We start from the raw sequence: 15,399 nt of genomic DNA on the forward strand, positions 1-15,399 counted from the left end.
GCGGGTACGGGCCAACGACTGCTCCGCGTCGCGTACCCGCTCAGCCGCGGCCCGCACCGCCTCATGGGAGCGGGCCATCTCGGTAGCCCGCTGCGCAGCCCCCGCCTGCACGGCACCCAACTGCTTGACGGCGTTGGCGACACCCATCAGGCCGAGCGCACCCACGCCGAGCCCGGCGAACGCCGCGATGGCGGCGGTGCCGATCCCCGCGATGGCGGCAGCGGCCCCGGCGGCGATGGGGATCAGCGCCGGGATGCTCGCGGCAATGAACGCAACCAGGCTGTGCACATGGCCGTGGGTGGTGCGGATGCCGTGGCCGAAGCCGACCGAGAAACCGTCACCGGCACGCCTGCCGGTCTCGTGCGCCCGGGGAACGGACTCCCGGTCCAGGCCGTCCCCGAACCCACCGCCCGCATCAGTGCCAGCGGCCACGAACCGGCCCCGGGCGTCCCGCAGCCGGGCAGACGCCTCGCGGGTGAGCCCGTCAGCGAGCGCCGCGCCCGCATCGGTGCCGGCGGCCTCGAAACGGCCGCGCCCGTCACGGACCCGGCCGGTGGCCTCACGGACGATGTCGTCGCCGAGCTTCCGCCCGGCCTTGTCGCCGGCCCCGTCGGTGACGGTCTCGGCCTGACGGCGCACCCCGGCGAACGTGCCCGCCAACCGGCTGCGGACGGCCTTGGCGAACGAGTCGGCGAAGATGTTCCCCGCCCGGTCCCCGGCCTGCTCGGCTTCCCGGGTGACGTCACGCCGGAACCCGGCCGTATTGGCACGAACCCGGACGAACGCCTCCGCAAGCGGCGTGGACATCGGCCACCCCCGCCCGGGTCACGCGACTCCGATGGCCCGCCTCAGGCGTTGGTCGGCGGCGTCCCAGCCCTCAAGCGGCGCGTTCAACCAGGCGTCGAACTCGTCGAGGGCTTTCTGCCGTTCCTTGCCGTCACACATCGCGAGGGCTGCGACAAGGTCACGGCGCAGCCACGCGTGGGCGATGTTGCACAGCAGCCGCAGACTCAGCCCGTCGAGCGGGCTTGCAGCAGCTCCGTGATCGACACCAGTTCCCCGTAGCCGTCCGGCGTGCTCCGGCCCGCCTGCTCGGCCGGAGAGGGCAAGGTCTCCTTCGAGGAGTCCGACGTTGTCTGCGGCCCAGCCGAGGAGTCGGCGGGCCGCTGGGTAGGGCGCGCGGACAGGGTTTGGATCACGTCCTGGACGACCTTGAGGAGGTCTTCGGCTTCGGCTTTCTTGTCGATCGCGTCCTGCTCGAACCTGCCCCATTCGGCGGGGTCGATACAGTCCTTGATCAGCGAGTACATGGCGGCCAAGCCCTCCATGTCGTCGGCGTTCGCGCCCTGCTTCGCCGTCATCGCGAACTTCATCAACGGCATCAAACCTACCGATGAGGCGATCCGGTACTGGTCGCCGAGGAATTCGACCTTGTCGCCGCCGCCGACGATCTCCACACCCTCCGCACGCGCCTGCAACGCGTGCACCCCGCCCATTTCAGCCACGGATCGCACCCGCGAAGATGTGGTGGAACGGCTGCCCGTCTGCGGCGGGCTCCAACCGCCATTCCGTCGGCAAGCCGGCGTTGTTCGCGCCCTTGTTCCGGCTGACCGTCAGCGTGCCCGTCTGGAAGCACTGCTCGGCGTACAGCCGTTCCGTCAGGTCGGACGCTTCCCACCCCAACATGCAGCGGACCTCCTGGCCCATGGCCGGGGGCGTGTACTCCGACCGGAGGGTGGCACCGCTCCCGGATGTGGCGATGTTGCCGCCGTTCAGGGCCCGCTTGAGGTTCTGGGCGTGGACCTGCATCAGCTCGAAGCTCATGCCGACGGTGCGGCCGTTCGTGACGGTGGCGATCGGGTCCAGGTACTCGGCCGCCTCGACATCTTCGGTGCTCAACTCGTACGAGAATTCGTGGCCCTCGCGGGTGACACCGAGCAGGATCCAGCCGGCGGGCCAGTTGTCGGTGAACACCGAGCCGGCGACGGTCGAGCTGGGGACGCTAGTGCCGAGCGGCGCCCAGTACAGGAACCCGGCGCCGAAGGACAGGGCGTTCTTCGGGACCACGGGAACAGGCATGGTGGTGTCCTCTCCCCGGCGCTACGCCGGGCCAGTAGGTGAAGCGGAAGGGAGGAAGGCGGTCCGGCGCTACGCCGGCCGCAGGTAGAAATCGGCGTCAACCAGCAACCGCGGCCCCGCCAGGTCGGGGGACCAGAGGGGGCCGGTGATGCTGTCCGGATCGATGACCAGGCAGAGAGCCGCCGAGCCCATGGGTTGTGGCCGTCCGTCGACCGCGATGAGCGTGTCGGCGTAGGCGATGGCGGCGCGGGTGGCGGCCTCTTTGGTGGGGCCGTAGATGGATGCGGAGATGCGTGCCCGGTGGTCAGGGTTCTCCGGCGCGAGCGCGGTGTTGCTGCCGATGATCGACAGGAGGGCGTAGCAGGCGGAGGATGCGCCGCGTAGCTCGGTCAGGTGTGCGCCCTTAGCGAGCGGGTTGCCGGGGCCGACGAGCGTCGAGGTGAGCGTGTTGATCCAGTCGGCGGCGGCCCGCTCGGCATCGGTGTAGGTGCCCACCGGCCATCACCCCCGGGCCTCGTACGCTGGGCGGATGACGCGGTCACGGGTAGGCGGATGGGTTCAGGCGGTGTGGATGGTCCCGTTCAAGGCGATCACCCGCCTGTGGGACGTGGTGAAGGCTGCCCTGCGGCCCGTGGTGGAGCCGCTGGTGCGCCCGCTGGTGGAACGCCTGTATGCGCGGGAACTGGCCGAGGATCTGGCGTTGGCTGACCGGCTCGACGTTGCCGGCCTGCCGGACAGCGCCGAGAGGGTCCGGGCCTTGCACCGCCGACCCTGACCTACTCGCGGCGAAGGACGTCCAGCGATGGGCGAAGGAACGGCTGCGGCTGGGTGCCCGGGTGTTGAACGGTCTTGCCGAACACCCGCCCCGTCTTGGGGTTACGCAGCGGGTAGTCGCCGTGTGAGGTGATCGTGTGCGGGCGGGTGCCCAACTCGACACCGACCGGGTACGGGTAGCCGTCGGGGGTCGTCGCGTCAGTGCCGATGTCGACGTACAAGCCGACCGGGTCGCGGTGCAACTCCGACTTGATCTGGTCACGCATGTGGCCGGACTCCCGACCGTGTGACCCGTCTTCGCTGACCGGGCAGGTGCGCCGCTGCTCCGCCGCGACCCGCTCACCCTTCACCGCCAGGTCACGGCCGACGGGCCCCTGCTCGGCGTGCAGTAGCCAATCCTCCGCCGCGTCGTTCCACACCACCCGCGTTGACGACGCCATGCCGCTACTCCTCGGGGACCGGGGGCGGGCCGAACAGCAGGTCGTAGTCGGTGCCGGCGAGCTGCGGGATCGTGGACTCTTCGGCCGTCTCGCGCGGCATCCCCCGATAGACGGCGTACTCCACCCACTCGGGTTTACGTCCGTCGCGTCCCGGCCGCTCTACCCGCTCGACGGGCACGTCCCGGTCGAGTTGCGGCGCGGCTTGCTCGGCGGTGTTGTCCGGGGCCGGGTACGGCACCGCCGGGGCCGGCTCCGGCTCCCCAACCACCTCCGGTTCCTTCGCGGCCAGCTCATCGCGGGTCATCTCGTCCACCTCGGCCGGGTCCATCCCCTGGCCCAGCCAGTACGCCACCCACTCCGCGCGCTTGGCGTTACCCGCCGGGCGGGGAATCACCTCCGGATCGGCAGGCAGCACATCCTCACCCACCGACAGGAACAGGTTCTCCACGGCGGACTCAGGAACGTCGTCGCCCGGGTTATACGCCCGGACACCATTGGTGAAGATCGCACGCTTGGCGATGTAGTCGGCCTTGGGCCGCATGTCAGGCTCCAATCACCCAGTAGAGGACTTCGGACGCCGTGCCGTCGATTGCCAGCGGAACCCGGCCGTTGGCGTCAGCCCAGCGGGCCGGCACCCGAATCGCCGCGGCGGCACCTGCGGCGACCGCCACGACCCGCCCAGCGGAGAGCGGCAAACCATCGACGGTCGCGGACGGGGTGAGCGTCACCGTGTGCGATCCGGCGCCCGTGTTGCGGGCCACAATGGTGCAGCCGCCAGGCACTGTGTCCGATGAGCTGGTGCCGGTGCGCAGCGTCAGTGGGGTTCCGAGCGTCGTGGGTGTCTCGGCAGGAAAGTCAGCCACACCCCACCACCTCCTCAATCGGCACCATCATGGGGTGACCACCCAGAACAGGACTTCGGCTGCGGTGCCGTCAACAAACGTCCACACCCGCCCGTTCGCGTCGCCCCAGCCGGCCGGGACGAGGATCGCCACAACTGCGGACGGCGCGACGGTGACTGTGCGGGGCGTGACGGTCAGGTTGTCGATCCGAGACCCGGGGAAAAACTGGATCGTGTGGTTAGCGGCACCGGTGTTGCGGGCGATGACGAGGCAGCCGCCAGGCACGTTGTCGGAGCTGGTGGTCGCTGTCCGCTCCGTCAGTAGTGTGCCCGCGCTACTGGCCCGCTCCGGCTGGTAGGCGGGCATCAGCCCGCCAGTACGTAGTAGAGGATTTCGGCTGCGGTGCCGTCGATCGCCAGGGGGACACGCCCGGATGCGTTGCCGTAGATCGCCGGGACGCGGATGATCGCGTTACCGCCGCCGGGAATCACGACGAGACGCGGCTGCACGGGCAGCCCGTCGTAGAGGGCACCGACCGTGAAGGTGAGGGTGTGGGCTCCGGCGCCGGTGTTGCGGGCGAGCACCAGCGACCCGGCAGGAACTGTGTCGAGCCCGCCAGTGCCGGTGCGTTGGGTGAGTGTCGTGCCGGCGTTGACGGGCAGTTCGGCGCTGTAGTCAGCCATAGCTACTCGCTTTCGTGTTCAGAGGAGACTGTCGCCCCAAGGGGCCGGCTCGGGAAACGACCACACCGGCAGCAGGGCGGGCACGGCCGGCTGCGGACCGCCTCCCGCATCAGCGTTGGCAGTGATGAGCCTGGCCAGGTCGGCGTCTGCGCGGGCATCCAACGCTGCCGCCCGAGCCAGGTCGCCATCGTCACGCGGGTAGGCGCGGACGATCGCCGCCGCGGCACGCAGCGCCGCCACCGACTGTGCGAGCGGCCACACCTGCTCCACGATCGGGCCGGTCGCGGCGAGCACCGACGGCCAGGCGGCGTCGATCAGTTGCCGTACCTGCTCGCCAGTCGGTGTCGTCCGATGGTCGAAGGTGTTCCGGTACTGCTGCGAGCCAGGCGTAACCACATCGACGGTCATGTAGGGCACATGGTTGGCGACCTTGTCGACGCTGGGCGCCCACACCGGCACCTCGCCGGGGATGATCGGCAGTGGACTGCCGCCTGCGGGAATCGGCACCGCGATACCCCCCTCTTCCGGTCAGCTCATGCGGATCGCCGGCATGCCCTGGTAGCCGGCGAGTGACCCGGCGGCGATGCTGGAAGGTAGGTCGGTCTGCGACAGCATCCGGCTGACGACAGGCGGCCCGGCGAACAGTAGGGCTGACGAGACGGCCGTTGACGGCCATAGCTGGCCGTGGAACGTCGGCATCGCCGCGCCGGTTACGACCAGCAGGCCGACGGCGTACCGCTGCCCCGCCACCTTGTTCCACGGTGACGCCAGCGCCTTCGGGTAGGCGGTGTTCGCCGCCGCGAAGAGGCTGGTGTCGTCGTCGGTGGCGGCGACCAGAGTGAGGTTGCCGTTTCCGGCCACCGAGTAGACGCCCATCCGGCACAGCGTTGGTGTAGCGCCCGCCGCAGCCCCCCCGGTGTGGGCGGTGAGCGTGTTGATCGTCTCGGTCTTGTCGGCAGTCCAGTAGCCGAGCACCAGCAGCCCTGACAGCAGCGCAACGGAGTTGGAGTTGATGCGGTCGCGGCGCGGCACGATCTCTCCGACGGTCAACGCGTCGGCCGACAGGGATGTCAGTGCGGGTGGGGTGCCTACGGTCACCCACGTGCCGGGCGCGCCGCCGACGGTGCAGATGTAGAGATTGCCGTCGGTGGAGATGACGTAGTCGTTGGCCTGGAACGTGCCGGAGACGGGAGGGCCGGACGCGGTGCCTCCCATGAGCCGGGCGGCTGCGGGCGCGCCCGTGATGCCGCTGACCCTGGCCGGAACGCCGGGGGTGGTCCAGCCGGCGGGCCGCACCTCTGTTTGTAGGTATTCGTCGATGAGATGGTTGTTGGCCATCCCCGAGTTGTTGATCCAGCCGGGCTGGTTGGAACCGGAGACGCTGCCGCGTAGGTGCACGTAGCAGCGGTCCACACCGGCCGCGAGGGTGACGTTCGCGCCGTTGAATCCTTTGGTGCCGGTGACCGTGTTGCGGGACTGTCGGATGTCCACACCGGTGTCGATGTAGGTGCCGGAGCCGCCGTTGTTGCCGTGGATGACGCCGGAGATGTGGTTGCCGCCGTGGTCGAGGACACCGGGTAGACCAAGCCGGTAGTAGCTGGTGCCGGTCGCCCCGGCCTCTTTGAAGCAGTCAAAGAACTGAAAGTCCCGCACGATGTTCATGTTCCCGGCGAGGTGGAACAGGGTGCCGTTCGTCGGGACGTGCAGGTACTCGTACCAGAACCCGTCGTACAAGTTGTTGCCGGTGGTGTAGATGTTCGCCGCCGAGCACACCACCGCACCCGACGGCGGGCAGTCATTCGTGGACGTGGTGGACCGAAGGCCGATACCCCGGAACCGGTTGCCGTTGTGCTCAACCGCCCGCATGTACGGCACGTCGTTGTCGCGGCAGTTCACCGGCGTGTAGAGGGTGATGCGTTCGAAGTCGCACAGGTAAACAGCCACGCCGGGAGTGACGGCCGTCAGGTCGAGGCACGGCCCGCCGGTGTGGGAAATCGAAATGTCGCGAAAGGTCGCCGACCCGATGTGGTCGATCCGCACCCCACTGTTGGCTTTCGTCGGGTCAGCGACCCCCGACCCTTGGATGTAGACGTCCGCCAGCGGCGTCACCTTGCCCCGAAAATCAGCCGGGTACAGGTAGTTGCGGAAGTCGAGGACCGGCCCGGACTGCGACGACGCACGGATCACCGAGATGTTGGGGGTGCCGGCGTTGATGCCTGCCCCGGCGCCCCGAATCTGCACGCTGTACCCGGCCAAGCTCAGACCCTGTTCGACGTTGATCGTCAACCCAGCAGGGATGCGGACGATCGTGCCCCGACCCAACGCCTGCGCCGCGTTCAGGCAGTTGATGAACGCCGCACGGGTGCCCGGGGTGCCGTACGACGGGTCGGACGCCCACACCTCCGCCACAGACAGAGTGGTGAGTTTGACCCGCTCGGCGGCCGAGTACGCCTTGACGTTGACGCCATCAACGAGCGAGTCGGCCGACTGGACACCAGTGTGGTTGGCCCGGTTCCGGGCGTACGCCTCCGTTGCCAGGCCGGCGCTGCCGCCCGGCTCGACCGCCGCCAACCGCTGCAACATCGTGTCCATGCGGCTGTCAGGCTCCGGCAGCAGCGCGATCACGGGGCCATCAACGATACGGGTATAGACCACCGGATCGTCGCCGTCAGGAAACAGGAACCGGGGAATCTCCAGCGAATCGGTGATCCATACGGTGGGGACATCGCCGTGGACGGGAACGGGGGATCCATCAAGCGTCAGCACGTCTGCCGGCAGGGAGCACGCCTCGTCCGCGTACAGCGGAACGGGGGTGCCCGTGGGCGCCAGTTGCCCCCTGAGTGGGCCGACAGTCCAGTAAGTCACACGCTGCGCCTGCTGCGGGCCGACCATGCGAGCCATCGAATGGTGATCCTTCCGTGCTCAGGCGAGCGCAAACCACCACTCGAACACGGACGCCGTCAGCGTGCCGAGCGTCGCCGGGGCGGTGGTGGTGACGCCCGTGTTCGCGGTGGCCGCCTCAAGGTTGGGGGCCGCTAAACCGGCGTTGGTCAACGGTGTGGCGATCGTCCCGGACCGCACCAGACCAGGCCCGGACGTGCCCTGAAACCACACACCGACGTAGTAGTCACCGCCAGCCAGGCTGTGAGGGCCACCGGCGAGGGCCATCGTTTTCAGACCAGTTGACGTCCACGCCGTAGCCTGGTCGACGGTCTGCGCCACCAGCGCCCCCGCCGCCGTGTAGAGGGCTGCGAAACACTGACCGGCGGTCAACGTGTTCCCCGCTGCGGTGACGTACGTGACGATGCTGGTTGCTGCGCCGGCCCGGACCCGCCGCAGCCGCCGAAGGTTCAGGGTGCCGGCGGTGGGCAGGGATGTGCCCGCGACCAGCGCGTACGGCGGTTGGGTCCAGGCCAGGTAGCCGCGGTCGGCCGGCTGGTGCGGCACCTGGACGGCGGGGCCGTAGTAGGCGCGGGAGCCCACCGTCACCACACCCTGACGTGGACGCGTGGGGTGCCGGGGGAGATGAGCCGCACCACCGCATTGCCGGACACCTCGTCATCGACCTCAACGGAGCTGATGACCGCGGCGAGGGGAATGCAGCCGTCCCCGCCGACCGTCGCCGGCGTGTTGTCGGTGGTGAACCACACTTCGGCCGCGCCGTCGATGTTGAAGACCTCCACCCTTCGCCCGTTGTACGGGAAGGTGACGGTCTCCTCCTCGTCGGCGGTGAGGGTGACGGTTCGGGTGTGTGCCACAGCGCAGCCTTCCCTTCGGGGTGTGGCGGGGCTGGCGGCCCGCGTGGGGTGCGAGCCGCCAGCCGATCGCCGGGGGGTCAGGACTGGCGGGCCTTGACCAGCTCGACCAGGTCCGCCTTGTCGGTGTTGACGAGGTCGGCGTAGTTCGATCCCTGACCGACCAGGTACTCGATCAGGACGTCCTCCGAGTGCCGGCCGTCGGGGGCCTTCCCGCCGAGCTTCGCCAGCTTCTCGCGGGCGGCCTGCCGGCGGGCCTCCGTGTCGGCTGCCTGCTCGTCGGCGGTCCGGGCCACGGTCTGCCCACCCTCGTCGCTGTTGGTGACGGTGACCGCCTGGCCGTGGCCGGTGGTCGTCACCACCTGCTGCGCGTCGACCGGACGCCCCACGCCCGGCTCCGCCGACTGCACCGGCTCACCATCGAGACCGGCCCGCACCTCGCCACCGGCGACCGCGCCGACCTCGTGGGTGCCGACCGGGTCGCCGCCCAACTCTGTGATGACGTTGATGGACAGGAGGTGTGTCACCTCTTCGTCTGTGGCCGGCGGGGCGGAGAACCGTGAGCCCTTGTAGAGCAGGTGCTTCTGCCGGCCGAACTGACCCTCGACGGTCACGTGGGCGACCTCGCCCGTCACCTGATACTCGGTCATCATCGCTCCCTGGTCAGTTGGTGTTGGCGATGCGGATGCCGGCGGACGGGTCGGTGACCACCGGTACGGTGATGCGGCGGGCCCACAGGTCGTGGGCGTCGCGGCGCGGCAGCCGCTCCACCTGCACCTGGATGCCGTTCGGGGACACCGCGTACCCCGGGTCGACCTCCACCTCGTCGGCCATGCCGCCCAGGTTGCGGGAGTCGAACAGCCACACGTCGTCGGTGCCGCCCGGCAGGTTCCCCACGCTGGTCTTGGCGACCTTCAACCCGGCGAACACCTCGATCTCCCCGCCGTAGACCGGGTTGTCGGACACCTCGCGGCGGCGCAGCGACGCCACCTTCTCGTCGGTGGCCAGCAGCGCGTACTTGTTGTTCGACAGCAGGATCGTGTCGAGTTCGTGGCCGAGTTCCAGGTCGTCGACCTTGCCCTTGGCGATCTCGATGTCCCGCAGCATCGTCGCCGTGCCGCCCGTCCACGCCGCGCTCGCGTTGTGGAACGCGGTGACCCGCGAGGCGATGGCCGCAATGGCGATCCGGTCGACCTTCCGGCGGACCGTGTTGGTGACCTTCCGCAGCGCCCAGTCGACGGAGCCGCCCATCGGCACGGTCCGCTTGATCCGCTCGTCGGTCAGCCGGGTCGCCTGACCCCACTTGACGACGGCGGCGAGGGCCGGCACACCGGTCTGCGGGTTCGCGAACGGGTACTCGGCGCCCGGGGCCACCGACTCGACCTCGCGGTCGGTGAACAGCGGCTCATCCTCTTCGTACATGACCGCGCCGCCGCTGCTGCGGTACCGCTGCGGCAGGAGCAGGTCGGCGATGAACTTGATGTCGGAGAGCTGCTGCATCCGCCGCGACAGCAGGGTGGGGCTGCGCAGCAGGGTGTGGATGGTGAGGAGCTGCCCGGACAGGGACGGGCCAGCCGGAGGGTAGGTTACGGGCACGGTGATGTCACCTCAATCGATGTCGCCCGGAACCCGGGCATGGGAAAGCCCCACGCGGCTCGGCGTGGGGCTTCGGCGGTGGGGAGTGCGGGGCGGGTTAGATCGCCATCCATTCGACGGCGACGCCGTCGGCGGCGGTGGTGAGGGCGATGCCGTCGACCGCGCGGGCGTTGTTGATGTCGGCGGCGGTCGCACCGGCTGCGGCGGCGACGGACGCGACCCGGCCGGCGTTCGCGGACGTGACGTGGTCGCCTGCGGTGACGGTGCCGGAGGCGAGGCTGATGTGCACCGCACCCCGCCCGTAGATCGTCAGGTCGGCGTTGGTGGCGGCGTCGAACGCGGCCACACCGACGTAGGCGGCCTTCGTGGCGGCGGTGGCGGGGGCGACGGTTCCGGGCCCGGACACGGCGACCCGCTGCCCGCCGGTGATCGTGGCGGATGCCTTGGTGGTGATGGTGTCGCCGGGCAGGTGCTTCGGCAGGTATCCGGGCATGGTCAGGCTCCCGTCTTGGCGTCGATGCCGAACATGGCGTTGAACACGTCGTCGGTGATGCCGTCGACGGGGCCGGTGTCGTCGCCGCTGCCGGCGTGGCCGGCGAGGACGGTCGGGACGGCGGTCTGCGGGGCGATGGACGCCAGGACGCGGGTGATCGCGTTGGGTGCCTCGTCGTAGTCGGTGGCCCACTGGTCCCGGTCAGCCGGCTTGATCTTGCCCTGGCGGACGGCGTCGTCGAGGACGGACGCCTTCACCGTGGCCGCCTTCTCCGCCTCGACGGTGGCGAGCTTCGCGGTGACGTCCTTGACGGTGGAGGCCAGCACCTCCACCTCCTTGCGGAGTTCCTGCTCGGCTGCCGCGCTCGCGGCGACCTGCTCGGGGTTCGGTGCGGCGTCGGCCTTGGTGCGGACGGCGTCGAGCGCGGCCAGTACGGCGGCGTCGTCGGCGTCTTCGGCGAGGCCGAGCCGGGAGCGCACATCGGTGCTCAGAGTGGACACGGGGCCCTCTCCTTCCTTCGGTTCGGTTGGTGCGTTGTCCGGCTCGGCGGCCGGGGGTACAGGTGCGCCCCCACCGGTGGTGGGGGCGTCGGGGGTTACGGCGGGTTCGCTGCCGGGGTCCGGGGCGGGGTTGGCCGGCTCCGGGTTCGGTGCGGGCTCCGGTTCGGGTGCGGGCGGCAGGTCGACCGGGTCGGTGACCGGGTTCGCCGGCAGGGTCAGCGGCCGAGACTCGGCAGCCGACGCGTACACCACGATCCGGTCGGTTTCCGGGTCGTACGGCTGCGCCTGCCCGAACACCACCTGGTCGCCGGAGATCACCGCCGGGACGCGGGTGAACTTCCGGTCGCTCGGGTCGGCGTCGTCTACGACGATCACCTCGTCGGCGCGGGCCTCCACGACCCACTGCGTCGGCGGGGCACCGGATGCGTTGAAGGCGTCCCGCAGGATTTCAGCTCGTGCCTGGGGCACTGGTTCACCTCTCTCTGGGGGGTTAGCCGGGACCGACCGGGTTCTTGCCTTTGCGGTGGCCCGGCCAGTAGCCGAAGACGTCCCGGAACCACTGCGACGCCATGCGCTTTGCCCGCTCCGACCCGACGTGTTTGCGCAGCAGCCGGTACAGGCGCGTCCACGGGTGTTTGTGACCCGCCCACCGCTTCAAGCCCTCGCCGCGGGTCCAGTACCGCTTGAGGGCGTTCCGGCCCCCGGCCGCCGCAGCGACCGCCAGCCCGTCATCGGCGTCGGCGGGTTCCGGCTCGTCGGGGATGAGCGGGATGTCGATGTGCTGGCCGGCGAGGGCGATCCGCAGCCGGTCGAAGCGAACCGGGCCGACCCGGTCGACCAGCGCCCGGAACCGGTCGAGGTCATCGGTGTAGAGCAGCGTCATGTGCGCGTGCCACGGGGCGTGCTGCTGCGGTGTACGGACCTCGGCGTAGGTGAGAGCGTCACCGACCAGGGTGTGGATGGTGTCGAGGTCGTCGCCGCCCATCAGTAGCACCGTGCACGAGTCACGATCCTTGCCGTCGGGGTTGGCTGCGCCGGGCGGGTTGAACAGGCCGAGGCCGAACCCTTCCGCCCGTACCTCCGGGGCACCGTTGACGGCCGAGGAGACGGCGTCGATGATGTCCTGCCGGTCGGCGGCCGACAGGTCCACCGCATCACCCAGGTAGGCCAAGGTGACGTGTAGCTGCCCGGCCGGCTCCCCGCCCTCGACCGCGAGACGTTCGGCGTCCTCGTCGGCGGGGATGAGGGCGATCATCGCCCCGGTGTGTTCCTCTGCTGCGGCACGCAGTGCGTCGCCGGGCACCGTGGCGACGATCAGATCCGCGTCATCGTCACCGGTGGACGCGGCGAGCCCGTAGAGGGCCTGCACGTCGGCGAGGCTGTTCAGGGAGGTGAGGGTGCCAACCCCGGGTGGTGTCACCCCGAGCAGGGCGACACCGGTCAGCACGAACGGGTGGTGGTGGCCGAGCTGGCAGCGGAGCGGCCTGCCCTCCACGGACCGGTCGGGCCACGCGGACGCCATGATGCTGTTGAGCCAGGCGGGTACGCCGACGTAGTCACCGACGAGGGTGTGACCGCCGTCGGTGAGGCGTAGTCCTTCGATCCAGCCGATCGCCGGTTCCCCGTCCCCACCGGACGCGAACCGCTTGTCGGTGTGGCCGATCTTGAGGACGGGTTTACGGACCGCCGGGCACTTCGTCGCCTCCACCGCCGACGCGAGCTGTTCACGGGTGGCGTTCCAGGTGCCGGTGAGGATGCTCCACCGGCCGGTGCGGATCAGCTCGACACCGTCACGGCGGGCCAGTTCAGCAGTCGCGGGCACGACCTGTACCCCCCTTCGTGGTGTCCGGGCGGGTGAGGTTGGCCGCGTACGGCAGCTCGTAGGCGCTGCCGCCTTGGTCGGGGTCGGGGGCCCGTTCGAGGACGGGCGCGAAGCCGGTTGCGGTGACGGGCCGGTCAAGCTGCGGGTCGCGGGTGCGGGTCCACAGGAACAGGGCCTTGCCCGCGACGTGGTCGAGTTCGCCGTCAGCGTCCACGACGATGCTGTGACCACCGGTGGTGATCTCAACGCGTGCCAACCCGTCGACCTCCGATCGGGGGTCGGGGGTCAGAACAGCGTCGGCTCGTCGTCCGGCGGCGGCTCGTCCGGGATCACCGCGTACACGAAACCGCGGCACCGGTCGCGGCCGAGGCACGCCCGGTACTTGCCGGCCGGGTAGTCGACCAGGGCGTCCGCCAGCGACGGGTACGTACGCCCATCGACAGTTCGGCAGGGCGTGCACGAGTTCTGGTCGAGTGCTTCGCTGGCCCGGAACTCGACCCCGTCAGGCAACTCGGCGAAGATCCGTTCGCGGCCGATGCCCTGCGCGGTTGACGCGGCAGCCGACAGGTTCCCGGCCACCAGACCGGAGGTCTTCGTCGTCGACAGGTCGGCGAGCGCCGATCGGACCGCTTCCCGCACCTGCTCGGCGCTGGTGGCACCGGATGCCTGGGCGAGCGCGACCCGGGCGGCGGCCGACCGGTAGCCGGCGACGATCAGGTCCGTCACCGCGCCGGCTGTGGCCCGGATGCGTGCCTGCACCGTGGCGGGCAGTGTGGTCCGGACCCGGCGGATCGACACCACCTCGGCGGCTGCCTGGGCGGCAGACGTACGGGCCAGGCCGAGCATTCCGTCCGTGACCACCCGCACCAGCGGTGCCGTAGCCGTGGCGGGTACGGCGACGCTGGTCAGGTTGGCCAGCGCGCCACCGGCCGCTGCTGTAGCGACCGCGGCGGCCAGGGCCGCGATGAGGGGCCCGGACTGCTGCTCCCACGCGGTCGTCATCTCGGTGACGGCCTGCTGGTACGCGTCGTCGAGGGCCTGCACGTCGACCTGAGCCGGTGGGGCGGCGGCGGCAACCCGCGTACCGCCACCGCCCCCCGGGGTCTCATCGTCGCCGCTGGTGGTGTCGTCAGCGGGTGGTGTCACCTTGGCGGGCGGGCCTGCCGGTAGCGGGCGCGGCTCGTCTGTGGGGGCGGGTAGCCGGTACTCGCGGCGCACCCACGCCTTCAACCCGGGGTCGGCGTCGAGCGCGCCCGACGAGACGAGCTGCTGTAGCGATTCGGCGGTGACCTCGCGGCGGGAGCCGACACCGGAGACGACGATGCGGGGCACCAGCTCGTCCGGGCCCCAGTTCCAGTCAACGAGGCGGGCCGCGGCCTGCCTGGTGATCGTGTCGGCGATGAACTCGCCCTCGGCCTCCAACGCCAACGTCCAGGAGTCGATGAACGCGGTACCGAGCGCACGGCTACCGGACTCGGCGGTGCCCAGGTCCAGGTGCGGCATCAAGACGGAGCTGGCCATCTCCTGGTTCAGGAACCGGATGAAGCCGAGGGTGTCCGGAACCGACCCGGACAGGCCGACGATCTTCAACACGAAGTTGGGGGGCATCGCGATCCCCGCCTGGTCCCCGGCACGCGCAGCCGACGCGGCACGCTGCGCCGCCGCCATCTGCTCCGGTGACGGGTTCGTGCCCGCGACCGCCTCCGCGACGGGCACGCCGGCCGCCCACCGGCGGTTGGAGATCCCCGACACGGTGATCATTTCCCGCTTGATCAGCCACGGACCGAACGCCGCCCGCAACAGGCTGGTGCCCTGCCAGGCTGCGCCCTCCCGGTGACGGGCATACCAGACCAGCCGGTCCGCCTTGAGCTGCGGACCCTGCCGGCGGGCGTCGGTGAGGAGCTGGTCGACGCCCAGGAGCGCACCGGACTTCGGGTCGGCGTGGATCGCGGACACCGTCACCGGCGGGCGTTCGGCCAACGTCGCCAGGCGGGCACGCCCGTCGTCGCCGATCTCGGCCTCCATCTCGAAGCCGTAGTGGCCCCAGACCTGGCTGAGTAGCGCGGACCGCAGGTGGTCGGACCACGACACCCCGCGCAGCTTCGCCCCGGTGCTGCCGTCCTCGTCGCCGGCCACGTTCAGACCAAGGGAGTCGGCGACCAGTTGGGTGACCTCGGGCCGGCAGCCGGTGCCGTCCAACTGCCACTGCGCCCGCCGAAGCTGCAACCCGTAGCCGTCGAGGATCGCCGTCAGCCGGGCATCGCGGCGCATCTTCGCGAACACCCACACCGAATGCGGGTACAGCAGCTCCGGCAGATGCTCGTACGCGTCCGTAACCAGGGTGCCGTACTGGGTGTCGGACACCATGCCGCGCAGGGAGGTGGGGGCAGTCAACGCCGGCACCCCCTCACCTCG

The 15,399-nt window shown here is 70.3% G+C and carries 21 protein-coding genes; 2 read left to right on the forward strand and 19 right to left on the reverse strand.

The genetic code is table 11. The annotated features are described in order from the left end of the window. Nucleotides 1-63 precede the first annotated feature (63 nt). Nucleotides 64-1,065 carry a hypothetical protein gene (locus tag O7597_RS15120; protein WP_281583036.1) on the forward strand — a complete coding sequence of 334 codons (1,002 nt, stop codon included), beginning with the start codon at nt 64-66 and terminating at the stop codon, nt 1,063-1,065. Here the strand turns inward: O7597_RS15120 and O7597_RS15125 are convergent. From O7597_RS15125 to O7597_RS15135, 3 genes are all read right to left on the reverse strand, one after another. Continuing rightward, a complete protein-coding gene (locus tag O7597_RS15125) occupies nt 1,011-1,505 on the reverse strand; it encodes a hypothetical protein (protein WP_281583037.1) in 495 nt (164 codons plus the stop codon). The genes O7597_RS15120 and O7597_RS15125 overlap by 55 nt on opposite strands. Beyond that, entirely contained in the window at nt 1,498-2,079 is a 582-nt protein-coding gene (locus O7597_RS15130; RefSeq protein WP_281583038.1) for a hypothetical protein, read from the reverse strand. The genes O7597_RS15125 and O7597_RS15130 overlap by 8 nt, the downstream gene beginning before the upstream one ends. Nucleotides 2,080-2,148: 69 nt before the next feature. Further along, entirely contained in the window at nt 2,149-2,574 is a 426-nt protein-coding gene (locus O7597_RS15135; RefSeq protein WP_281583039.1) for a hypothetical protein, read from the reverse strand. Between the two features lie 34 nt (nt 2,575-2,608). Between O7597_RS15135 and O7597_RS15140 the strand changes: the two genes are divergently transcribed. Then, on the forward strand, nt 2,609-2,854 hold the full coding sequence (locus O7597_RS15140) for a hypothetical protein (protein ID WP_281583040.1): 246 nt from the start codon (nt 2,609-2,611) through the stop codon (nt 2,852-2,854). A 1-nt stretch (nt 2,855) separates the two neighbouring features. On the opposite strand, the gene O7597_RS15145 is transcribed toward O7597_RS15140, so the two are convergent. From O7597_RS15145 to O7597_RS15220, 16 genes are all read right to left on the reverse strand, one after another. After that, complete coding sequence (locus tag O7597_RS15145) at nt 2,856-3,293, reverse strand: hypothetical protein (protein ID WP_281583041.1); 438 nt, start codon at nt 3,291-3,293, stop codon at nt 2,856-2,858. Nucleotides 3,294-3,297: 4 nt separating this feature from the next. After that, nucleotides 3,298-3,834, reverse strand: a complete 537-nt coding sequence (locus tag O7597_RS15150; RefSeq protein ID WP_281583042.1) for a hypothetical protein — start codon at nt 3,832-3,834, stop codon at nt 3,298-3,300. A 1-nt stretch (nt 3,835) separates the two neighbouring features. Beyond that, nucleotides 3,836-4,021, reverse strand: coding sequence for a hypothetical protein (locus O7597_RS15155; protein ID WP_281583043.1), 186 nt, complete (start codon nt 4,019-4,021; stop codon nt 3,836-3,838). Between the two features lie 162 nt (nt 4,022-4,183). Further along, nucleotides 4,184-4,501 (reverse strand): hypothetical protein, encoded by a 318-nt coding sequence (locus O7597_RS15160; protein ID WP_281583044.1) that lies wholly within the window; start codon nt 4,499-4,501, stop codon nt 4,184-4,186. Beyond that, nucleotides 4,501-4,818, reverse strand: a complete 318-nt coding sequence (locus tag O7597_RS15165; RefSeq protein ID WP_281583045.1) for a hypothetical protein — start codon at nt 4,816-4,818, stop codon at nt 4,501-4,503. The genes O7597_RS15160 and O7597_RS15165 overlap by 1 nt, the downstream gene beginning before the upstream one ends. A gap of 18 nt (nt 4,819-4,836) precedes the next feature. Beyond that, entirely contained in the window at nt 4,837-5,325 is a 489-nt protein-coding gene (locus O7597_RS15170; RefSeq protein ID WP_281583046.1) for a hypothetical protein, read from the reverse strand. A gap of 21 nt (nt 5,326-5,346) precedes the next feature. Then, nucleotides 5,347-7,443, reverse strand: a complete 2,097-nt coding sequence (locus O7597_RS15175; protein ID WP_281583047.1) for a hypothetical protein — start codon at nt 7,441-7,443, stop codon at nt 5,347-5,349. A 297-nt stretch (nt 7,444-7,740) separates the two neighbouring features. Beyond that, on the reverse strand, nt 7,741-8,301 hold the full coding sequence (locus O7597_RS15180; protein WP_281583048.1) for a hypothetical protein: 561 nt from the start codon (nt 8,299-8,301) through the stop codon (nt 7,741-7,743). 2 nt (nt 8,302-8,303) lie between these two features. Then, the gene (locus tag O7597_RS15185; protein WP_281583049.1) at nt 8,304-8,576 is read right to left on the reverse strand and encodes a hypothetical protein; all 273 of its coding nucleotides are present in this window, start codon (nt 8,574-8,576) and stop codon (nt 8,304-8,306) included. A gap of 77 nt (nt 8,577-8,653) precedes the next feature. Further along, on the reverse strand, nt 8,654-9,223 hold the full coding sequence (locus tag O7597_RS15190) for a hypothetical protein (protein WP_281583050.1): 570 nt from the start codon (nt 9,221-9,223) through the stop codon (nt 8,654-8,656). 13 nt (nt 9,224-9,236) lie between these two features. Beyond that, a complete protein-coding gene (locus O7597_RS15195; RefSeq protein ID WP_281583051.1) occupies nt 9,237-10,169 on the reverse strand; it encodes a hypothetical protein in 933 nt (310 codons plus the stop codon). Between the two features lie 97 nt (nt 10,170-10,266). Continuing rightward, a complete protein-coding gene (locus O7597_RS15200; protein WP_281583052.1) occupies nt 10,267-10,662 on the reverse strand; it encodes a capsid cement protein in 396 nt (131 codons plus the stop codon). Between the two features lie 2 nt (nt 10,663-10,664). Continuing rightward, nucleotides 10,665-11,630 (reverse strand): phage protease, encoded by a 966-nt coding sequence (locus O7597_RS15205; RefSeq protein WP_281583053.1) that lies wholly within the window; start codon nt 11,628-11,630, stop codon nt 10,665-10,667. Nucleotides 11,631-11,652: 22 nt separating this feature from the next. After that, the gene (locus O7597_RS15210) at nt 11,653-12,984 is read right to left on the reverse strand and encodes a 2'-5' RNA ligase family protein (protein ID WP_281583054.1); all 1,332 of its coding nucleotides are present in this window, start codon (nt 12,982-12,984) and stop codon (nt 11,653-11,655) included. After that, nucleotides 12,968-13,240 carry a hypothetical protein gene (locus O7597_RS15215; protein WP_281583055.1) on the reverse strand — a complete coding sequence of 91 codons (273 nt, stop codon included), beginning with the start codon at nt 13,238-13,240 and terminating at the stop codon, nt 12,968-12,970. The genes O7597_RS15210 and O7597_RS15215 overlap by 17 nt, the downstream gene beginning before the upstream one ends. Nucleotides 13,241-13,269: 29 nt before the next feature. After that, a complete protein-coding gene (locus tag O7597_RS15220) occupies nt 13,270-15,387 on the reverse strand; it encodes a DUF935 family protein (protein WP_281583056.1) in 2,118 nt (705 codons plus the stop codon). Between the last annotated feature and the right edge of the window lie 12 nt (nt 15,388-15,399).

The sequence above is a fragment of the Verrucosispora sp. WMMC514 genome (assembly GCF_027497295.1).
GTDB lineage: Bacteria > Actinomycetota > Actinomycetes > Mycobacteriales > Micromonosporaceae > Micromonospora > Micromonospora palythoicola.